Genomic DNA, 19,982 nt, shown 5'->3' with positions numbered 1-19,982 from the left:
TTGTAGCCACTGGCGTGGCTTTTGCATGTGTGCGCCCCTCTGCGGGGGCGCTCGCCGCGCAAAGCGCGGGTCTACCTGGGGGCCGTGCCCTGGATCGTGATCCGGTGCATGGCTCGGCGCTGTCCGGGATAATCGTTGATGGCGTAGTGCATGGTGCAGCGATTGTCCCAGAAGGCCATCGAACCCTGGCGCCAGCGGAAGCGGCAGGTGTTCTCCGGCCTGGCGCTGTGCTGGTAAAGGAATTGCAGCAGCGGCAGGCTTTCCTCGCGCGTCATGCCTTCGAAGGAATACGTGAACGGATGGTTCACGAACAGGCACTTGCGCCCCGTTTCCTCATGCGTGCGTACGACCGGATGCACGCTGTCGATCACGCCCACATCTTCGCGCAGCTTGGTCGATCGTGTGGCGTTGCGCGCCTGGGAATTGGCGGACAGGAAATTATTGCTGTGCACCGCGCGCATTCCGCCCAGCATCTCTTTCATCCCGTCGGACAGGGTGTCATAGGCACGATACAGATTGCACCACAGCGTATCCCCGCCGAATTCCGGCACTTCCCGTCCGTAAAGAATGGACCCCAGCGGCGGCGTCGGATGGTACGTCTCGTCCGTATGCCAGGTATCGCCGATGACGTCCTTGTCCGTCGGCTCCTTGACCACCGGCATGATCTGCGGATATTCAGGCAGCGTGTGGTAGACCGGCGTCATGCTGATCTCGCCGAAATATCGCGCGAAGGCGATGTGCTGTTCCGGCGTCAGTTGCTGGTCGCGAAAGAACACCACCTGGTAGTCCAGCAGCGCCTGGCGGATCGCCGCCGCTTCCTCGGCCGTGAGCGCCCTGGAGACGTCCACGTCCAGCAGCTCCGCGCCGATCACCCCCGTCAATCTCACAATTCGCATGTCATCCTCGCCTCGATCCGGTCCTTCGTCAGACCGTGTAAGCAAGAGTTTATCGGCGGCGATTATTAGCGTCTAATACAGTTTCGACCGTCGATTAATAGGCCTATCCGGATCAATCATGGATCTCAAGCGTCTGCGGTATTTCGTCGCGGTGGCCGAGGAAACGCATTTCGGCCGGGCCGCCAGCCGGTTGGGAATCAGCCAGCCGCCCCTTAGCGAACACATCCAGGCACTGGAAGCGGAACTGGGCAGCAGGCTGCTGGTGCGCACGACCCGTTCGGTCAGCCTGACGGCCGAGGGCGAGGCGCTGCTGGAGCACGCGCGCGCCATCCTTCGCGACGTCGACCAATGCCGCGAAGTGGTCAACGCCGCGCGCGACAAGGACAGCCTGACGCTGACGCTGGGCCTGCTGCATGCGCACACCTATACCTTCCTTCCCTCCCTGCTGCGCGAGTATTTCTCGCACGACCCGCGCCGGCGCGTGAACCTGGTGGAATACACCACCACGGAGCAGGTCAGCCGGCTGCTGGAGGGCACCATCGACATCGGCCTGGTACGCGAGCCCATCCATCACGGTTCGCTGCGCACGCGCCGGCTGTTCTCCGAGCGCTACGCCGTGGCCATTCCCACCGAATGGGCGCTGGACCGCAACGGCCGGGTTTCCGTCAAAAGTCTGGACGGCCGCAGCATGATCGGCTATCCCAGCCATGATGTCCGGCGCAGCACCCAAAGCCTGTTTCGCGATTTCTTCCATCGCCACGACGTCCAGCCCCTGGATTATTTCGAGGTGCGGACCATGCATGCCTCGCTGGCCCTGGTGGCCGCCGGCCGCGGCTTCGCCCCTGTCCCGCGTTCACAATCGATGCTGCCGCTGGCGGGCGTCACCTACTGCGATTTCCGCGAGCAATCACCGGACCTTTCCGTGGGGCTGGCATGGCGCGAGGACAAATCCACGCCCACGATCAATCATTTCATCGCGGTCTGCGACCGGCATTTCGCTAACTGGCCCGCCAAACGCTGGCCAGCCAGGGCTGCTGCTCGAACGGCAAGCCGGTAGGACGGTAGTAGTGCGTGATTTCGGCGAAGCCGGCGGCTTCGACGTATCGGCGCCAGCCTTGCAGGTCGTGGTACGCGCCATAGCGGCCCCGGTTCCAGCCTTCCTCGTTCTTGCCGCGCGGGTTCGACGCGAAAAGCACGCCGCCGTCCTTGAGGGCGGCACGCAGCTCGGCCAGCACGCGCGGCAACTCCTGGGACGGGACGTGGAACAGCGACGCGTTGGCGTAGATGCCATCGAAATACGCGGCCGGAAGGTCCAGCGCAAGGAAATCCTGCTGCCAGACTTCGCAGCCCGAGGCGGCCCGCGCCATCTCGACGAAATCCGCCAGCCCTTCCAGCCCGATGGCCTGGTGCCCGGCGGCGGTAAAGGCGCGCAGGTCCCGCCCCGGCCCGCAACCGAAATCCAGGATGCGGAAAGGCGGCTTGCCCTGGATATGGGTGAGCAGCGCGGAGATGTTCTGGCTGACATCGTGGTCTTGCGTGCCCGCCCGGAAGGCGTCGGCGCGTTCCTGGTAGTGGCGCAGCGTCTCCTGGGCGATATGCCGCAAATCCTGGCGTTCGAGCATGATGGTTAGCCTCGCGTGAAACAGCAATCAGTTAGGCATATTGGCATGAATCGCCGGTGCCGGCAGCCCGCGGGTGCCGGAGACGGCGGCGCCCATCCATCCCGGGCATGCGGCTTGCTCGGCGACGCTGCCTCGATGGAACCTGCCATGCTGCTCGCCACGTCCGACTCGCCGACCCCCAGGAACGCCGCACCCGAACCTGCAGCCGCGCAGGACGCATGCTGTGCCATCGCCGGGCTGATCTATGTCGACGACAACGGTCCGGGCATCACTCGGCGATTGGTCGGCGACACCTACGAATACCTCGACGCCCGCGGCAAACGCATACGCGATCCGAAAGTCATTGGCCGCATCAACGCGCTGGTGATTCCGCCGGCCTATACGGATGTCTGGATATGCCCGGACGCCGCGGGTCATATCCAGGCCACGGGCCGCGACGCGCGCGGCCGCAAGCAATATCGCTATCACGCGTCCTGGCATGCCGTCCGCGATGCCAACAAGTACGAGCAGTTGGCTTCCTTCGCCCTGGCCCTGCCCCGCATCCGCCGCAAGGTAGAGCGCGACCTGCGCCGGCCCGGCCTGTCGCACGACAAGGTCGTGGCGGTGGTGGTACGCCTGCTGGAAACCACGCTGATCCGCATCGGCTCGCCCGCCTATGCGCGCGCCAACGGCTCGTACGGATTGACGACGCTGCGCCGCCGGCATACGACGGTCGCGGGCGATCGCATCCGCTTCCGCTTCAAGGGCAAGAGCGGCATCGAGCACGACGTCACGGTCAACGACCGCCGCATCGCCTCCGTGGTGAAGCGCTGCATGGAGATCACCGGCCACGAGCTTTTTACCTATCGCGAAGCGGACGGCAAGGTGCGGGTGGTGGATTCCGGCTGCGTCAACGACTATCTGCGCGAAGCCGGCCAGGCGGACTTCACGGCCAAGCACTATCGCACCTGGGCCGGATCGGTACTGGCCCTGGCGGAGCTGGCCAAACGGCCGTTCGCCACCCAGGCCGAAGCCAGGCGCAATGTGGTCGAGGTGGTAAAGGCCGTCGCCAAACGGCTGGGCAACACCCCCACCGTCTGCCGCAAGTGCTATATCCACCCGCGTGTCGTCGATGCTTACCTGGCGGGCGAATTGCCCGCGCGGGCGGCGGCACCGGCCACGCCGCGCGGGCTGGATGCCGACGAAAGGCGTTTGCTGCATTTCCTTGCCGGCGCTCCCGCGGCCGCGGCGTCGCAACGACCCGCCGCCGCGTCCACCCCGGTCAAGCGGGGTGCGCGTGCGCGCTTTTCGCCAGCAGCGCTAGAAATTCCCGGTTGAACGCCGGCAGGTCATCGGGCTTGCGGCTGCTGACCCAGTTGCGGTCGACCGCCACTTCCTTGTCCACCCAGGTCGCGCCGGCATTGCGCAGATCATCCTGCAGCGATGGCCAGCTCGTCAGGGTCCGCCCCTTCGCCAGGCCCGCGGACACCAGCAGCCACGGGCCGTGGCAGATCACCCCCACCGGCTTGCCTGCCGCGTCCATGCGGCGCACGAAGTCCTGCGCCTTGGGATGCCGCCGGATCTCGTCGGCGTTGACCACGCCGCCGGGCAACATGACGCCATCGAAGTTCTCCGGCTCGGCGTCGACATCGCTGAACGTCAGGTCGACCTTCACCGTCTCGCCCTTGTCCGTATGCTTGAAGCCCTGGATGGGGTCGAGCTTGCTGGATACGATGACGGCGCGGCCGCCCGCGGCAACGATCGCCTTGCAGGGCTCGGTCAATTCCGCCTGTTCGAACCCGTCGACCGCCAGGACCGCCACCGATACATCTTTCAATTCCTTAGCCATTGCGCACTCCTGAATCCATGGTTTGTTGCGGATCGCCGGCGCTACCGGCGATAGGCCGGAGGCAGCAAGCGGGATGCCACCGCGAATTCCAGGCACAATCCTTACAGCATGCCGAACGACGATCAACGAGCCACGGCATGACGACTTCGACGTCCACCGGAGACATCCACAATGAAGGCATACGCAAAACACATCCTGGCCGCCGCAGGGCTGGCCGCAACGCTGCTCGTCCACGCCGCGCCGGCAGGCGCGCAAGGCAGCGCAGACTGGCCGGCCAAGCCCATCACCATCGTGATCCCCTACGCCCCCGGCGGCTTCGCGGACACGCGCATGCGGCTGATCGCGGCCAAGCTGGAACCCCGGCTGAAGCAGTCGGTGATCGTGGAGAACCGCGCCGGCGCCGGCGGCGTGGTGGGGACCACCTTCATCGCGCGCGCCAATCCGGACGGATACACCATCGGCGCGGGCAACCTGGCCCCCCTGGCCGTCAACCCCAGCCTCATGCAGAGCATTCCCTACGATCCGGCCAAGGACCTGGCGCCGGTCATCCTGATCGAAAACAGCCCGCTGGTGCTGAGCGTGAACAATTCCGTCAAGGCGAAGAACCTGGGGGAATTGATCGCCCTGGCCAAGGCGGAGCCCGGCAAACTGACGTTCGGGTCCTCGGGCGTAGGCGGCGCGCACCACCTGTCCGGCGAAATGTTCGCCGAACAGGCGCACATCGAAATCACGCATGTGCCCTACAAAGGCGGCAGCCTGGCTTCCACCGATTTGATGGGCGGGCACATCACCATGATGTTCGAAATGGGCTACGCGGCCTTGCCGGCCATCCAGGGCAATAAAGTCCGGCCCATCGCCGTGACCGCCTCGCACCGCCTGACCGTCCTGCCGGACGTGCCCACCATGGCGGAATCCGGACTGCCCGGCTACGAGTCGTACAACTGGCAAGGCATCATCGCGCCCGCCGGCACCCCGCGGCCCGTCATCGAGCGGCTCAACAAGGAATTGAACGCGATACTGAAGGACCCGGAAGTCGCCAAGGCCATCGTCGCTTCGGGCAGCCAGGCGGCGGGCGGCACACCGGAGGAGTTCGCCGCATTCATCCAGTCCGAAACGGTGAAGTGGGCGAAGGTCATCAAGGACGCGAAGATCGCGCCGCAATGATCGCGCGGGCCGCATGGCCGGGGCAAAACGCCCGCAGCGGCGCGCGCCTGGACCAGGAAAGATGAATCATTAATAGTACATTCACCGTATTTATGGCTTTTTAATGAGACAAGCGCTGAAACCACATTGAATCATTAATGACACATAATTCGATGGAAAGTATTATTATTGATGCATGAAAAAGAAAATCGCGCCCACCTTCGACGCCGCCCAGGCCCTGGCCCAGGTCGGCGCGAATCTGCGCACCGCGCGCCTGCGCCGCGCCGAAACCGAAGCCGCGCTGGCCGAGCGCATCGGCGTCTCCCGTTCCACCATCGTCCGGCTGGAAAAGGGCGATGGCGGCGTCTCGGCCGCGCTGCTGTTCGAAGCCTTGCTCCAATACGGCTTCAGCGAACAGTTGTTCCAGCTGGCCGATCCGGAACAGGATAAGGTCGGCCAGCGCCTGGATGCCGTGCGCAGGCCGGCGCGAGGCTCGCGCAAGGCCCCGCACGCCCACCGCGCCGACCCGGACGCCCTGTAAGGCCCTCGTCCGCCATGAGCAAGCGCAAGCCCAAGGACGTGGAAAGCGAGCTTTTCGTCTACGTCGATATCCGCGGGGAAGCCGTGCTGTGCGGCGTCCTGACGCTGGACGATGCCGGGGAAGACAGCTTCTTCGCGCAATTCACCTATGTGCGTTCCTATGTGAACGATCCGCGCGCCTTTCCGCTGGATCCGCTGAACCTGCCGCTGGCGGACTCCACCACCACGTTCAGCACCACCAGCCGCTACGAAACCCTGGGTGCGATCTTCGATGCCGCGCCGGACGCCTGGGGCCGCAACGTCATGCGCATGGACAACGCCGGCGCCCGCGTGCCGGAGGACGAAGTCCTGCTGAAAGGCCGCGGCATGGGCGTGGGCGCCCTCTTCTTCAGCGCACGCCTGCTGACGCCCAATATGCGCAAGGTGTACCGGCTGCCGGAAATCGCGGAAGTCGACTCGCTGGCGGACCTGATCGCCGACATCGACCAGGGTATCCAGCCCAAGGGGCTTTACCGCGATCTGCTGGGCAGCTCCTGGGACATCGGCGGCGCCCGCCCCAAGACCATCGTGCGCGACGACCGCGGCGAGATGTGGATCGCCAAGTTTCCGCGCCGGGGCGAATCCTACGACCGCCAGCGGGTGGAATATGCCAACCTGCGGATGGCCCGCGATATCGGGCTGACCGTGCCGCACATCCGCCTGGTCGAAACCCACCTGGGCGCGGTCCTGCTGACGCACCGCTTCGACCGCGACCTGCTGCCGCCGAAGGACGGCAGCGGCCCCGTCGTCGCGCGGCGGCATTTCCTGAGCGGCGCGGCGCTGATCAGCCCGTCGGTCTCGATAGGCAAACGCGAACTGGACGGGCCGCGCGGCAAGGCGACGTTTTCCTATGCGCGGCTGGCCGACGTCATCCGGCGCATTTCGTCCAATCCGGTGCGCGACCTGCAGGAGCTGTATGCCCGCATGATGCTCAATGTCGCCGTGCACAACACCGACGATCATCTGAAGAACATCGGCTTTCTGAAGGACGAGGACGCCGACACCTATCGCCTGGCGCCGCTTTTCGACGTCACCACACAGGAAGGGTCGGCCCGCCACTATCTGCACGTGGGCGCGCAGGGACGGGTAAGCTCGTTCGAGAATTGCCTGACCGAATACCGCCGCTTCGGCCTGCGCGGCGAGGACGCGGCGCGCGCCATCCTGGACCGCGTGCGTGCGGTGGTCTCGCAGCGGCAGCGCTATTACGACGAAGCGGGCATGACGCCCGCCGAGGCCGAACGCATCGAGGCATCCCTGAGCGCCTGGCACATCGGCGAACCGTCCGCGTGACGCGGCACGACGGCGCGGCGTGGTGTCCCATCCGTATATCCGCGACCGGTCGGCCATGGCACAAGCGCCCTGACGGCCGCCTGCCCCGAATCAGCCGCCCCCGGCTTCCTGCATGTACGAAACGCGTTGATCCAGCCATTCCCGCACAATGGCATGGGCAGCCTTCGCTGCTTCATCCGGCGCCAGGCCCCGTTGCGACTGCAGCCACTGTGCCGTCGCGTTTTCGGTCGACGCCACTGCGGCCAACGCCTGCTCGCGCTGGGCTTGCGGCCAGCTATCGTTGTCGGTCCAGTCGCGGATGTGCTGCTCCGGGCTTTCGCCGGCAGCGTCCTTCGCCTCACCCTTGGGCGGCTTCAGGAAATCGCGCGGTGACACCGTAGCGCGCAGCGCCAGAATGTTCCACTGCGCAAAGCTCGAAAAACGCAATGTGCCCTGCTTCGGCGTCGCCTTGGCCAGCGCCGGATTGACCGCCTGCGTCAGCGTTTTCCAGGCGGGTTGTTCGAACAGGTCTCCTTGCGGAGCGCAGATGGGCGCCGCGGCGTCCTGCGAAGATCCGTAGAACGGGCCGAAGGCATCGTAGGCTTGGTCCTGGCGCGCGAAAATGAAGCAATGCACCGGCGCTCGCGGCGGCTCATAGCCCGCGCGCTCGATATGCAGCCTGAGCATCGTCAGCACATAGATGCCGGAGTTCGCGCCCTTGTCCTTCTCCAGGTCTTCCATGATGGCCGACACGTTGGGTTCATCGGCCAGCGCGGCCTGGGCGATTTTCAGGTTCTCCCGCGCCTGCGCCGCGGTCACGCCGGCGGCCGGCACGAATTTGTGCAGGTAGAGCATCCAGGCCGCGCTCAATCCCACATGGTAGCGACGCAAGGCATTCGCGGCGACAACAGGATCCGAGGGAATCTTCGCAAGCACCTGGTCCAGCGATGCCTGGGCCTGCATTTTGGCTTTATCCAACTGGGCGATGCGCGTTTGCATCTGCCCTTTCAAGCAATCGTCCACCCCGTTCGGCTGCGCAACGCAGGCATTGCGTGCTTTCAGCCATTCGACCTGGTCGCGCCGCAAAGCGGCAGCGGCTTCGTCGGTCGAACTCGCCCGCGCGTCGGCATAGAGCGACGCCATGGACTGGTCCAGCCAGCCAAGGTTCCGGTTATCGCAGATTGCATGCTCGACCTTGCCGGACGCCTTCCTGCAATCGAAGGATGCGGCGCGCGCGATGTCCGTCGTTCCCAGCGACAGCAAGATGCCACTGAAGCACATCCCGATAACACCCACCAACCGTCCGTACACGATCGCTCCCGCGGCTTTTGGAAACAGGGATTGTACGCGCGGGGTATCGCACGGTCCGCAGGGACTCCACCTGCAAAGCGTTCGGAAACGCCCGCGCGTGACGCGGTACGAAGGCGCGGCGGCGGCTACACTGGTGCGCCTTGCCGGCCTATCGCCGGCATATCGGTGGGGGAGCACAACATGAGCGGCCTGGACATACCAGCCCTGAAAATATTCGTCGCGGCGGTGGAGGAAAAAAGCCTGTCCAGGGCCGCCGAACGCCAAAGCCTGGTGACATCGGCGGCCAGCAAGCGGGTGGCCGACATGGAACGCCATCTGAACCGCGTGCTATTGCACCGGCACGGGCGCGGCGTGGAGCCGACGCCCGCGGGCATGCTGCTTTACCAGCGCGCCAAGGCCATCCTGCGCAGCCTGCACCTGGCCGAAGCCGCCGTGGAAGGCTATGCCGTGGACGGCATGGCCAAGATCCGCCTGGCGAGCCTGCCCTCGCCCATTCTCGTCATGCTGCCGTCGCAGATCGGCCGCTACCTGCGCGCGAACCCGCAAGTCAGCGTGGATCTATTGGAATGCTATAGCGACGAAATCCCCCGCATGGTGGCGGAAGACCGGGCCGATATCGGTATCTATCACGGCCGCCACCCGGCGCCCGGCGTGGTGTCCCATCCGTATATCCGCGACCGGGTCGGCCTGGTGGTCCCGCTGGGCCACCCGCTGGCCGACCGCAAGGCGGTCCATCTGGAGGACGCCGTCGATTACGACCTGGTCGGCTATTTCCCGCGCCATTCCTACGACCAGTTCCTTGCCTATGTCGACCAGTCGGTATCGCGGCCGCCGAACGTGCGATTGCAGGTCTCCAACTTCGAGGCGCGCTGCCGCATGGTGCAGGAAGGACTGGGCCTGGCGGTATTGCCCGAGTCGATCGCCAGCAAGTACCTCGTCGATATGGGCCTGGCATGGCTGCGGCTGGAGGACGACTGGGCCGAGCGGCAGCTGTATGTCTGCACGCGGCACAACCGCGACCGCGACCAGGCGGTCGACGAGCTGGTGGAAGTCCTGCGCGCCCCCGCGGGCTGAAAGCCGGGCGCGGCGCTCAGTACGCCGCCGCCAGCAAGGCGAGATAGTCCTGTTTGGCGAGGGGGCGCGGGTTCGTCTTGTGGGCGTTGTCGGCCAGCGAGGCATCGGCGATGGCATCGAAGATCGCGGGGTCCACGCCCAGCGCCTTCAGGCCCGAAGGCAAGCCGAGCCGGCTGTTCAAGTCCAGGAACACCCTTGCCAGGTCCGCGTCGTCCGCCAACCCCATGGCCTGGCGCAAGGCGGGCAATTTGCCGGCCAGCCACTCGCGGTTATGGCCGATCACGTGCGGCAGCAGGATCGCGTTGAGTGTGCCGTGATGATGGTTCAGCGCCCCCAAGGCATGCGACATCGAGTGCACCGCGCCCAGTCCTTTCTGGAAGCAGATCGCGCCTTCCAGGGCGCCCATCATCATGTGCCAGCGGGCGTCGCGGTCGCTGCCGTCCACGGTCACGCGCTCGATGTTGGCGTACACCCGTTTCAGGCCGTCCAGCGCGATGGCGTCGGCCGGCGGATTGACGACCGGGGAACAGAAGGTTTCTACGCAGTGCGTCAGGGCGTCCATGCCGGTCGCGGCCGTCATATAGCGCGGCAGCCCCAGCGTGAGTTCGGGATCGCAGATGGCGGCCTTCACCACATTGGGGCACCCCACGCCGGCCTTGATCCCGTTACGGAAGATGATGACCGCGGAGCGGCCGACTTCGCTGCCGCTACCCGACGTGGTGGGCAGCACGACCAGCGGCGGCGTGGCGCCCACCGGCCGTGGCTTGGGATGGCGGTTGCAGTATTCCCACAAGGGCGCGGGATCGCCGCACATCACGGCAATCGCCTTGGCCAGGTCCAGCGAGGCACCGCCGCCGATGGCGACGATGCCGTCGCAGCGTTCGCTGCGGAACATCGCATGGCCTGCCTCGACGGCGTCTTCGGTGGGATTGGCCGGCGTATCGTCGAAGACCGGCGCATCGCCGGCCCCGCCCAAAGGCTCGATCGCCATGGCGAAGACCCCGGCGGCGATCAGGCCCTTGTCGGTCACGAACAAGGGCCGCCGCACGCCGTTGCGCGCCAGCTCGCCGGGCAATTCGCGCCGGCTACCGTAATCGAAATGCACTTTGGTCAGGAACTGTAGGATGGACACGCGGACCTCTCGCTGAAAATCGTGGAAACGCAGGCAGGAACATGACGCGCAGGGGCGGGGCCACGGGCGCGGCGGCATGCCGCGGACCGGGCGTCAATTCAGCGCGAGGCCGGCCTTCTTGATCACCGCGTCCCATTCGCCGAGTTCCTTGTCGATGCGTTGCTGGAACTGGGCCGGGCCTTCGGAAATGACCACCGATCCCAGCATGGTCGTCAGTTGTTCCCGCACCGCCGGGCGTGCGGCGATTTCCGCCAGGTCCGCATGGATCTTCTTGATCACCTTGGGCGGCGTGCCGGCCGGCGCCAGGAAGCCGTACCACGTCGCGATGTCGACACCCTTCACGCCCAGTTCGTCGAGCGACGGCACATCGGGCAACTGCGGCACGCGCTTGTCATAAGTGATGGCCAGCGCGCGGATCTTGCCTGCCTTGATCTGCGGCAGCGCCGAACTGAGCGTCGCGAAGGACATATCCACCGTGCCGCCCATCAGGTCGGCGATCGCCGGCGCCGCGCCCTTGTACGGCACGTGCAGGATGGACGTACCGGTCTTCTGGCTGAACAGCACCCCCGCCAGATGGGGCGTCCCCCCATTGCCGGAGGACGCATACGTGAACTTGCCCGGGTTGCGCTTGAGCACCTCCAGGAATTCCTTGAAGTCCCTGGCCGGGAAGTTGTTGCGAACCACCAGCACGTTGGGCGCCAGCGCCAGCAGCGCGATGGGCGCGAAATCCTTGGACGTGTCGAACTGCATGTTCTTGTACATTGCCGGATTCATCGTATGGTTGCCCAGCGCCACCAGCAGCGTATAGCCGTCGGGCGCGGCCTTGGCCACATAGCCGGTACCGATCAGCGCATTGGCGCCCGCCTTGTTCTCGACGACGACGGGCTGCCCCCATTTCTTGGAAAGCTCCTGGCCGAACAGCCGCGCGAAGGGGTCCGCCGAGCCGCCCGCCGGAAATCCGACGATGACCGAAACCGGACGGTCGGGGTAGTCGGCCCATGCGGGGTGCGCCAGCGCCACGCCGGCAACGGCCGCCACGGCGGCAAAGAGGTGCTTGAGCTTGCGGATCGGGCCCATGAATGTCTCCATTTGGTTTTGTTTTCGCGGCGCCGCGTTGCGCCGGCTGCCATGACATCCGGCCTTGGACCGGATACCACGCAAGATTATGGCCATGCCACGGGCGGGCGCATTGAATTTTTGGAACATCGCAGTTCTCCGCCGGGCAAGGGTCCCGCCGCGGCATGCCTGCCCACATGCCGTCCCGCTATCCGGCCCGCGGCACCGCGAGGGCCCGGTTTTTCCAAACGAGAAGGGTGGCGTTCCCAAAAAGAAATCGGCGCCGTCGCGCCGTTGCTACCATAGCCCGTCGCATTCCAGGCGCCGCGAAACAACAGGAGACACAACGATGTACGAACATCCGGCCCTTTACATCAACGGACGCTTTATCGCCGCCGACGGGCGAACCACGCAGCCCGTGACGAATCCCGCCAACGGCGAAGTCCTGGGCCACCTGCCGCATGCCACCACGGAAGACCTGGACCAGGCGTTGGCTGCGGCGCAACAGGCATTCGATACCTGGAAACGCACCTCGCCCCTGGAACGGTCGGCCATCCTGCGCAAGGCCGGCGACCTTTTGCGCGAGCGTGTCGGCGAGATCGCCCGCAATATCTCCCTGGACCAGGGCAAACCCCTATCCGAGGCACTGGCCGAAACCGACAAGAGCGCCGAACACGCCGATTGGCACGCGGAGGAAGGCCGCCGTATCTACGGCCGCGTGATTCCGCCGCGCCAGGCGGATGTGCGCCAGTTCGTGCAGCGCGAACCGGTGGGCGTATGCGTGGCTTTTTCGCCCTGGAATTTTCCGATCGGACAGGCTGCGCGCAAGGTCTTCGCGGCCCTGGGCAGCGGCTGCACGCTCATCATCAAAGGCCCGGAAGACAGCCCCAGCGGCGTCATCGCGCTGGTGCGCGCCCTGCACGACGCGGGCCTGCCGGCCGGCTGCCTGAACCTGGTGTGGGGCGTGCCGGCCGATATATCCGGCTACCTGATCCGCTCGCCCATCGTGCGCAAGGTGTCTTTCACCGGCTCCACCGTGGTGGGCAAGCAGGTGGCCGCGCTGGCGGCCAGCCACATGAAGCGCATGACCATGGAGCTGGGCGGGCACGCGCCCGTCCTCGTGTTCGACGACGCCGATCTGGAGCGGGCGGCCGACCTGCTGGCGCGATTCAAGATGCGCAATGCGGGGCAGGTCTGCATATCCCCTTCGCGCTTCTTCGTGCAGCGCAAGGCCTACGATCGCTTCGTCGCACGGTTCGTCGAGGTGACACGCGCGCTGAAGGTGGGCGACGGACTGGAGGACGGCGTGGACATGGGGCCGCTGGTGCACGACCGCCGCGTCGCCGCGATGGAAGGCTTCATGGAAGACGTGCGGCAGCGCAAGGGCGAAGTGCTGACGGGCGGCGCCCGCATCGGTACGCGCGGATCGTTCTTCGCGCCGACCGTCGTCGCGGGCCTCGCGGCCGATGCGCGTTTGATGCATGAGGAACCCTTCGGCCCCATCGCGCCCGTGGCACCCTTCGATACGTTCGAGGACGGCATACGGCTGGCCAACGCCCTGCCGTATGGGCTGAGTTCCTACGTCTTCACGGAATCGCTAAGGACGGCGACCCTGGCGTCCAATGCGCTGGAAGCCGGCATGGTGAACATCAATCACTATGGCAGCGGCGCGGCGGAAATGCCGTTCGGCGGCGTCAAGGACAGCGGCATGGGCAGCGAAGGCGGCGCCGAGACCTTCGATGGTTATCTGGTCACCAAGTTCATTACCCATCGGTAGAAGGCAGGCGAAGCACCCGCGCCGTGTCAGCCGGCCTGCGGCTTGGTATCGCGGCGCGCGGCCCGGCGCGGCGCCAGGGATCGCGCCCATTCGTCCAGTTGCTTCTCCCTGGCCGCCAACTGCGCGGATAGCTCCCGGACCTGACGCAGCAGATCGGCTTCGCGCCGCGCGGCGGCTGTTTCGTTCACGCCCGCTGCGGTCTCCGCCGCGCCCAGGCGCGCCGTCGCGGCGGCCAGTTCCTCGCGCAACGAGGTCTCCGTCCGCAACGCGCGGCGCAACTCGCTCTGCAGCTCCGCGGCCAGGGCCTGCGCTTCGCCACGCGCCTGCTCGGCCGCCTGCCGCTGCCGTTCCGCGCCCTGCCTTTCCTGCTCCGCGGCTTGCCGATCGCGGTCGGCCGCCTGCCGCATGCGCTCCAGCTCGGCATTCAGGCGCTTGGTGAGCTGGCGCTCCGCATCCAGGTCGTTCAACCATCTGCGTTCTTGCGCCGCATGCCTATCCTGCGCGTCGGCCAGCGCCCGCGCCTGATGCGTCTGCACATCGACGAGTTGGCCGCGCAAGGACCCGGCTTCGGCACGCGCCTGCGCAAGCGCATCGCGCGCCGCGGCCAGTTGCTGCTGTTCGGCCTGCAAGCGGACCGCGGCGGTGTAGGCGGCGTCCTGCGCCGCCACCACTTGTTCGCGCAATGCCTGCAAACCCAATTCCAGGTCGGCCTCGCGGGCCTGCAAGCGCTCCTGGCCCTGGTGGAGCGCTTCCTCCATGGCCGCCAGGCGTTCGCGTTCCCCGGCCAGCTCGGCGGCCACCTCGGACTGATGCGTCTCGGCTTGCCGCCGCGCCTGCTCGATCGCCGCGCGCCAGACTTCCTGCGCCAGTTTCGCTACCGGGTCCGGCAGCGTGGCGTCGCGGGCGCCGGCAAGGCGTTCGCCCAGACCGGCAAACCAGGTGTTCAAAAAGCCAGTGATGGTATTGGGAGACCCGCGTCCCAGTTTCAGACGGACGCGTTCGATGGTCGGGCGCTCGCCCTCGCGCAACAACGCGTCGGCGGCGCCGTGCACGTCCAGTTCGGTAATGGCCATGGGCAATCTCTATGGGAAAACCGTACGTGGTGAAGGGGCTCCGGCAGTCTCCCACCGGTCGACACATCTCCGGGCCGCGCCATCGACGATAAGTTGCGATAAGGGATAGTTATCCAAAGCAGAATCACGCCGATAGATTTATATCGTACATTACATGTAGTATATCATACACTCGATCGCGAAATACGTGCAGCGTACGGAAAGGATCAGCGAAAAGGACGCCGCTCGTGCAACGGAGCCGCCCATGGGCGGCGATGCTGGGGAAATAGTTATGGGGTATCCCGGCGGCCGCCTTCGGGCGGCACATGGAGATCTCGGCCGGCCCGGCAGCACGGGGGATCGCTGCGCCCCGCGTACCGCGCGCCAATGCGGAATCGCGGTTGCCTGGGCCACCAGGCCAACCGCGGAGGACGGATACTCCGTATCCCTGGGGAATTACTCCATCCCGCCCATCAATACCTGACGGACGTCCCGTCCATGACGCGCGCCCACGGTCATCGCGCGTTTCAGAAACAGGCCCGCGTCGTGCTCATCCGCGAAACCGATGGCGCCATGGAATTGGATGACTTCCTTCGTCACGCGCAGGGCGGACGCCGCGGCGCGGTGGTAGGCGGCGGCGGCCGCCCAGGCCTGCCGTGCCCCACCCCACGCTTGCGCGGCCTCGTGGACCAGCGCACGGGTGGCCTTGCCGTCCACGTGGCACATCGCGGCGCGATGCTGCAGGGCCTGGAAGCTGCCGATGGGCACGCCGAACTGGCGGCGCAGCCGCATGTATTCCAGCGCCAGCTCCAGCGCGGCTTCCGTCAGGCCGCTCAGATAGGCAGCGTCCAGCAGCCATAGCAGGTGATGGCCCTGCCGCCATGCAGCCGGGCCGTGTACGCCATCCAGCATGACAGGCGCGTCCTCCCACGCGGACGCGCTGACCCGGATGTCGGCCAGCCCGGTCCCGTCCACGGCCGGGCGCGTCTCGCATTGCGTTCCCGGCGCCCCCTTTGCGACCAGCCGGGCCTCGAAAGCGCTTTCGCATTCGGTGGCCAGCAGCCAATGCGTCGCCCTGCCTGCGTCCGGGACCAGCGTGGCGCCGCGCACCCCGTCTTCCGCCGCCGCGACCGGTGCCGGCACGGCCAGGACATGTCCGGCAAGCACGTCATCCAGGACCTGCCCTGCCGCATCGCCGGCCTGGGCCAAAATGGCCGCGACGGCGATGCCCGACGCCACCGGCGGCATCATCAGCGCGCGCCCGGCCTCCTGGGCGACCACGACTGCCGCGGGTGCGGACAGGCCCAGGCCGCCTTGCTGTTCCTCTACGGCGATGCCGAACCAGCCCAGGGCGCCGATGTCTTTCCAGGCCGCCATATCCCACGCCGTACCGCCGTCCTGGACGACACGCGCGGCCGCCGCGCCGCCCTGGCCGGCAGCGAAATGCGCGGCGCTCTCGCCTATCATCCGCAGCTGCGCGGCATATTCCATGTTCATCGCTTGCTCCCCCCGGCCGGCAGGTCCAGTACCCGAGCCGCGATAATGCCGCGCTGCACCTCGCTGCTACCGCCATAGATACTCAGGCGGCGGGCCTGCAGGAACATCTGCGTGGAGTCGAGCAGGTCCTCGCCGCGGCGCGAGGGATCGCGCAGCGCCGCGCCCGGGCCGGCGACACGCCGCGCCAGGTCCAGCAGCAGATGCACGGTGTCCGTGGCCAGCAGCTTCAAATAGGCGCTGTCCACACCGCCTTCCCGCGCCTCTCCGGACGCGGCTTCGGCCGCCTCCAGGTAGGCCGCGCACAAGGCCTGCACCTCGACCTCGGCCAACGCCGCCTCTTCGCGCACGCTGGCCGGTACCTGGGTCGCCGGCGCGGCGCGCAGCATCATGCGCAGCCGTTCACGGGCCCGCAGCGCCTGCGCCGGCGAACCGATCCGCAGACGCTCTTCGCTGAGGACCGCCGTTGCCACTTCCCAGCCCCGGCCCACGTCGCCCACCACGTTATCCAGCGGCACCGCGACATCGTCGAGGAAGACCTCCGCGAATTCGTCATCGCCGGCGATGGTGCGTATGGGACGCCGCCGGATGCCGAAGGTAGCCATGGGGATCAGGACGAAGGTAATCCCGTCCCTGGGCCTGCCTTCATTCGAAGTGCGCACCAGCGCGAACATCCAGTCCGCATGATGTCCCCACGTCGTCCAGATCTTGTGCCCGTTGATGACCAGGTGCCCGTCGCGTACCTGGCCCCGCGTGGACAGGCTGGCCAGGTCCGAGCCCGCGCCGGGTTCGGAATAGCCCTGGCACCAGATTGCGTCGCCCGCCAGGATGGCCGGCAGGTGCCGCGCCCGCTGCGCGGGGGTACCGCGCGAGATCAGCAGCGGTCCGATGTGGTTCAGCCCCTGGGTGGGGATGTCGGGCGTCCCCGCGAGCGCCATCTCCTCCATCAGGATCAACTGCTCCATCGGCGTGGCCCCCATCCCGCCGTATTCGCGTGGCCAATGCGGGGCGATCCAGCCGCGCCGCGACAGCGTCCGGTACCATTGCATCGCCTGTTCCGGCGAGGGACGAAACGTCGCATGACGCAAGGATGCCGGCACATGTTCACGCAGCCAGGCCCGCACCTCCGCGCGGAAAGCCGCCTGCCCGTCGGTTTCGGTTCTGAGCGTCATGCGGCTTGCACCATTCTGGACAGGGCGATTTCCCGCAGATCCCGTTTCAGGACTTTCCCGACGCCGCTGCGCGGCAGCGCCTCGACGAAGAAGACATGCTTGGGCTTCTTGTAGCTGGCGATCCGTTCGCGCGCATGGGCCTGGACAGCCTCCACGCTGAGCGTCGCCCCCGGGCACAGTTCGATGAACGCGGCCACTGCCTCGCCATAGATGGGGTCCGGCACGCCGACCACCGCCACATCGGCCACGGCAGGATGCTCGGCCAGCGCCTGTTCCACCTCTTTGGTGTAGATATTGAAGCCGCCGCTCAGCACCATGTCCTTCTTGCGATCCACGATATACAGGTAGCCGTCGCTATCGAAGCGGCCCATGTCGCCGGTATGCACCCAGCCGTCCACGATGGTTTCCGCGGTCGCCTCGGGCCGCCCGTAGTAGCCACGCATGGTCGTGAAGCGTCCGGCCTCGCCGGCGCGGACCAGGATTTCACCGACGTCGTCGACGGACACCCGCTGCCCCCGCTCGTCGACCAGCTTGACTTCCACACCGGGCGTCACGCGGCCCACCGAGCCGGGATGGGTGAACTGCTCCTCGTGATTGAGGACCGTGACCGATCCGACTTCGGTCATGGCGAAAAAGGAATGCAGCCGGGCGCCAGGCAGTTTCTCTATCATCCGGCGCTTGAGCTCGATCGGAAAGGCCTCGCCCGTTACGATGATGTGGCGCAGGCTCGCGCAGCGCGATGCCTGTTCTTCCAGGATCGGCATCAGCATGCGCGCGACCGTGGGCACCATGCCGGCGGCCGTGACGCGCTCGCGCTCGATGATGTCCACGGCCTGCCGCGCATCGAAACGTTCCATCACCACCAGCGTCGCGCCCAGGCCCATGGAATTCATCAGCCGCGCCAGACCGGTGCGGTGGGCCAGCGGCGTCGTGACGAGGAAGACGTCATCCGCCGTAATGCCCCATTCCACCGCGTTAATGAAAGCGTTGCCGATGACGAAATTCGCGTGCGTCAGGATCGCGCCCTTCGGCTGGCCCGTCGTGCCCGACGTGTAAAGAATCATCGCATCGTCCGGATGCAGCGGCACATCGGGCAGGCGCTCGTCGGAGGGCCGCATCAGCGTCGCCAGGGCTTGCGCGTCATGCGCGGCACCGTCCACGACGACGCGGCGCAGGCCGCCCAAGCCGTCGCCCAGGGATTCGATGGCCGGCGCGTCGTCCGCATGGAATACCAGCATGCAGGCCTGGCTATCCCGCGCGAAGTACGCCAGCTCGCGTGGCGTATTGCGCGTGTTCACCGGGATAACCAGCGCCCCCAGCCAGAAGGCGGCGTACAGCACCTGCGCGATCTCGATGCAGTTGGGCAGGTAAACCACGACACGGTCGCCCGGCCCTACCCCCGATCGCCGCATGCCCGCGGCCAGCGACCGGGAGGTGGCCAGCAGTTCGGCGTACGTCAGGGACCGGTTGCCGCATTTCACCGCCGTCTTGCCGGGAAAGCGCAGCGCATGCGCTGCCAGGAATTGTTCGAGCCGCATGACGTCGCCTTATTCCAGTTCGAACGCCGGATAGGGATGCCCTGGCGCAAGGTGGTCGACCGCCAGCTTGACCCGCTTGCCCACCGCCATCTCGGCGGGGTCGCAACCCAGCAGGTTGGCGATGATGCGCACACCTTCGTCGAGCTCCACCGTGGCGACGCATAAGGGTATGCGCCCCTCCACGCCGGGCCCCGGAATGCGTACCACCGTGGCGGCATAGATGGTGCCCTTCCCCGATACTTCCCGCCATTCCAGGGTGCGCCGGCCCGTGTAGCTGCTGACCGGCTTGGGATAGTGCTGGAAGCGTCCGGCGACGGTGCAATACTGCAGCACCAGCTTGCCCTGCGCGATGCCGTCCCAGAACGGCTGGGTGTCCACGTAGACACCTGGTTTCGGTATGGGACGCGCCGGCGCCCCCGCGGCTATGTTGTCGTTCATGGTAGTCATGCCTCCAGGACCATGGCCGAACTGGTGCCCCAGTTGCGGCCGTAGGGAATCACGCCGATGCCGGTGACCAATGCGTTGCACGGATCCTTCACCTGCCGGCTGCCGCCCTCGCCGAACATCTGGCGCACGGCTTCGGCCAGGTTCAATCCGCCGCTGGCCAGGCCCGGCTGGCCGGCCGAGATCTGGCCCCCGCCCGTATTCAAGGGCAGGTCGCCATCGAAGGACAGGTCGGTACGCAGGGTATAGGCAGCGCCTTCGCCGCGTTCGCAGAAGCCGAAGGCCTCGAACTGCATCATGACGGCGATGGTGAAGTCGTCGTACGGCTGGAACATCCGCACATCCTGGGGCGCGAGCTCCGCCCTGCGCAGCACCTCCGGGCCGATCCTGCCGAAGCCGGTCTGGGTGATGTCGGCCACCGGGTCGGCGCCGTTGAAGTTCGTGACTTCGCCGTACGCCACCGGGTACACCATGTTCCTTAGACCGAGCCGCCTGGCGTTCGCCGCGCTGGTCACGATGAACGCGTTGGCGCCATCGCAGAACATCACGCTGTCCAGTACCCGCAGCGGATCGGAGATCACGCGCGACTGCAGGT

Annotated in this window: 19 protein-coding genes; 7 read left to right on the top strand and 12 right to left on the bottom strand. The window is 66.5% G+C overall.

Annotation, left to right across the window (positions count from 1 at the left end; translation table 11 throughout):
- Positions 1 to 71: 71 nt before the first annotated feature.
- The gene (locus ACO1P8_RS07695) at positions 72 to 896 is read right to left on the bottom strand and encodes a TauD/TfdA dioxygenase family protein (RefSeq protein WP_486295304.1); all 825 of its coding nucleotides are present in this window, start codon (positions 894 to 896) and stop codon (positions 72 to 74) included.
- 118 nt (positions 897 to 1,014) lie between these two features.
- On the opposite strand from ACO1P8_RS07695, the gene ACO1P8_RS07690 reads away from it, so the two are divergent.
- On the top strand, positions 1,015 to 1,953 hold the full coding sequence (locus ACO1P8_RS07690; protein ID WP_486295303.1) for a LysR family transcriptional regulator: 939 nt from the start codon (positions 1,015 to 1,017) through the stop codon (positions 1,951 to 1,953).
- On the opposite strand, the gene ACO1P8_RS07685 is transcribed toward ACO1P8_RS07690, so the two are convergent.
- Positions 1,895 to 2,521: a class I SAM-dependent methyltransferase gene (locus ACO1P8_RS07685; protein ID WP_486295316.1), complete on the bottom strand. Its 627-nt coding sequence runs from the start codon at positions 2,519 to 2,521 to the stop codon at positions 1,895 to 1,897. The genes ACO1P8_RS07690 and ACO1P8_RS07685 overlap by 59 nt on opposite strands.
- Before the next feature lie 144 nt (positions 2,522 to 2,665).
- On the opposite strand from ACO1P8_RS07685, the gene ACO1P8_RS07680 reads away from it, so the two are divergent.
- Entirely contained in the window at positions 2,666 to 3,835 is a 1,170-nt protein-coding gene (locus ACO1P8_RS07680) for a DNA topoisomerase IB (RefSeq protein ID WP_486295302.1), read from the top strand.
- Here the strand turns inward: ACO1P8_RS07680 and ACO1P8_RS07675 are convergent.
- Positions 3,780 to 4,346 (bottom strand): type 1 glutamine amidotransferase domain-containing protein, encoded by a 567-nt coding sequence (locus ACO1P8_RS07675; RefSeq protein ID WP_486295301.1) that lies wholly within the window; start codon positions 4,344 to 4,346, stop codon positions 3,780 to 3,782. The genes ACO1P8_RS07680 and ACO1P8_RS07675 overlap by 56 nt on opposite strands.
- Before the next feature lie 171 nt (positions 4,347 to 4,517).
- On the opposite strand from ACO1P8_RS07675, the gene ACO1P8_RS07670 reads away from it, so the two are divergent.
- The 3 genes from ACO1P8_RS07670 (at position 4,518) to ACO1P8_RS07660 (ending at position 7,358) form a co-directional block, all read left to right on the top strand.
- Positions 4,518 to 5,510, top strand: a complete 993-nt coding sequence (locus tag ACO1P8_RS07670) for a Bug family tripartite tricarboxylate transporter substrate binding protein (RefSeq protein WP_486295300.1) — start codon at positions 4,518 to 4,520, stop codon at positions 5,508 to 5,510.
- 175 nt (positions 5,511 to 5,685) lie between these two features.
- Positions 5,686 to 6,030 carry a helix-turn-helix transcriptional regulator gene (locus ACO1P8_RS07665; RefSeq protein WP_486295299.1) on the top strand — a complete coding sequence of 115 codons (345 nt, stop codon included), beginning with the start codon at positions 5,686 to 5,688 and terminating at the stop codon, positions 6,028 to 6,030.
- Between the two features lie 14 nt (positions 6,031 to 6,044).
- Complete coding sequence (locus tag ACO1P8_RS07660; protein ID WP_486295298.1) at positions 6,045 to 7,358, top strand: type II toxin-antitoxin system HipA family toxin; 1,314 nt, start codon at positions 6,045 to 6,047, stop codon at positions 7,356 to 7,358.
- A gap of 90 nt (positions 7,359 to 7,448) precedes the next feature.
- On the opposite strand, the gene ACO1P8_RS07655 is transcribed toward ACO1P8_RS07660, so the two are convergent.
- Positions 7,449 to 8,648 (bottom strand): lysozyme inhibitor LprI family protein, encoded by a 1,200-nt coding sequence (locus ACO1P8_RS07655; RefSeq protein WP_486295297.1) that lies wholly within the window; start codon positions 8,646 to 8,648, stop codon positions 7,449 to 7,451.
- Between the two features lie 180 nt (positions 8,649 to 8,828).
- On the opposite strand from ACO1P8_RS07655, the gene ACO1P8_RS07650 reads away from it, so the two are divergent.
- Positions 8,829 to 9,722 (top strand): LysR family transcriptional regulator, encoded by an 894-nt coding sequence (locus ACO1P8_RS07650; RefSeq protein WP_486295296.1) that lies wholly within the window; start codon positions 8,829 to 8,831, stop codon positions 9,720 to 9,722.
- 16 nt (positions 9,723 to 9,738) lie between these two features.
- On the opposite strand, the gene ACO1P8_RS07645 is transcribed toward ACO1P8_RS07650, so the two are convergent.
- Both ACO1P8_RS07645 and ACO1P8_RS07640 read right to left on the bottom strand, forming a co-directional pair.
- Positions 9,739 to 10,854 carry an iron-containing alcohol dehydrogenase gene (locus ACO1P8_RS07645; RefSeq protein WP_486295295.1) on the bottom strand — a complete coding sequence of 372 codons (1,116 nt, stop codon included), beginning with the start codon at positions 10,852 to 10,854 and terminating at the stop codon, positions 9,739 to 9,741.
- A gap of 93 nt (positions 10,855 to 10,947) precedes the next feature.
- Positions 10,948 to 11,931 (bottom strand): Bug family tripartite tricarboxylate transporter substrate binding protein, encoded by a 984-nt coding sequence (locus ACO1P8_RS07640; protein ID WP_486295294.1) that lies wholly within the window; start codon positions 11,929 to 11,931, stop codon positions 10,948 to 10,950.
- A gap of 328 nt (positions 11,932 to 12,259) precedes the next feature.
- Here ACO1P8_RS07640 and ACO1P8_RS07635 point away from each other — a divergent pair, with 328 nt between their 5' ends.
- Positions 12,260 to 13,687 (top strand): NAD-dependent succinate-semialdehyde dehydrogenase, encoded by a 1,428-nt coding sequence (locus tag ACO1P8_RS07635; RefSeq protein ID WP_486295293.1) that lies wholly within the window; start codon positions 12,260 to 12,262, stop codon positions 13,685 to 13,687.
- A 26-nt stretch (positions 13,688 to 13,713) separates the two neighbouring features.
- On the opposite strand, the gene ACO1P8_RS07630 is transcribed toward ACO1P8_RS07635, so the two are convergent.
- The 6 genes from ACO1P8_RS07630 to ACO1P8_RS07605 all read right to left on the bottom strand — a co-directional run.
- Positions 13,714 to 14,760, bottom strand: coding sequence for a DNA-binding protein (locus ACO1P8_RS07630; protein WP_486295292.1), 1,047 nt, complete (start codon positions 14,758 to 14,760; stop codon positions 13,714 to 13,716).
- 435 nt (positions 14,761 to 15,195) lie between these two features.
- Entirely contained in the window at positions 15,196 to 16,236 is a 1,041-nt protein-coding gene (locus ACO1P8_RS07625) for an acyl-CoA dehydrogenase family protein (protein ID WP_486295291.1), read from the bottom strand.
- On the bottom strand, positions 16,233 to 17,405 hold the full coding sequence (locus tag ACO1P8_RS07620; RefSeq protein WP_486295290.1) for an acyl-CoA dehydrogenase family protein: 1,173 nt from the start codon (positions 17,403 to 17,405) through the stop codon (positions 16,233 to 16,235). Before ACO1P8_RS07620 ends, ACO1P8_RS07625 begins: the two co-directional genes overlap by 4 nt.
- Positions 17,402 to 18,943: a class I adenylate-forming enzyme family protein gene (locus tag ACO1P8_RS07615; protein WP_486295289.1), complete on the bottom strand. Its 1,542-nt coding sequence runs from the start codon at positions 18,941 to 18,943 to the stop codon at positions 17,402 to 17,404. Before ACO1P8_RS07615 ends, ACO1P8_RS07620 begins: the two co-directional genes overlap by 4 nt.
- Positions 18,944 to 18,952: 9 nt before the next feature.
- Entirely contained in the window at positions 18,953 to 19,381 is a 429-nt protein-coding gene (locus ACO1P8_RS07610; protein WP_486295288.1) for a Zn-ribbon domain-containing OB-fold protein, read from the bottom strand.
- Between the two features lie 5 nt (positions 19,382 to 19,386).
- Positions 19,387 to 19,982: thiolase family protein (locus tag ACO1P8_RS07605; RefSeq protein ID WP_486295287.1), on the bottom strand; the 596-nt coding region annotated here is incomplete at its 5' end.

It is taken from the genome of Bordetella sp. (assembly GCF_057362025.1).
The sequence above is the reverse complement of the archived record's forward strand: the minus strand, read 5'-3'. Positions and strand labels throughout refer to the sequence as shown.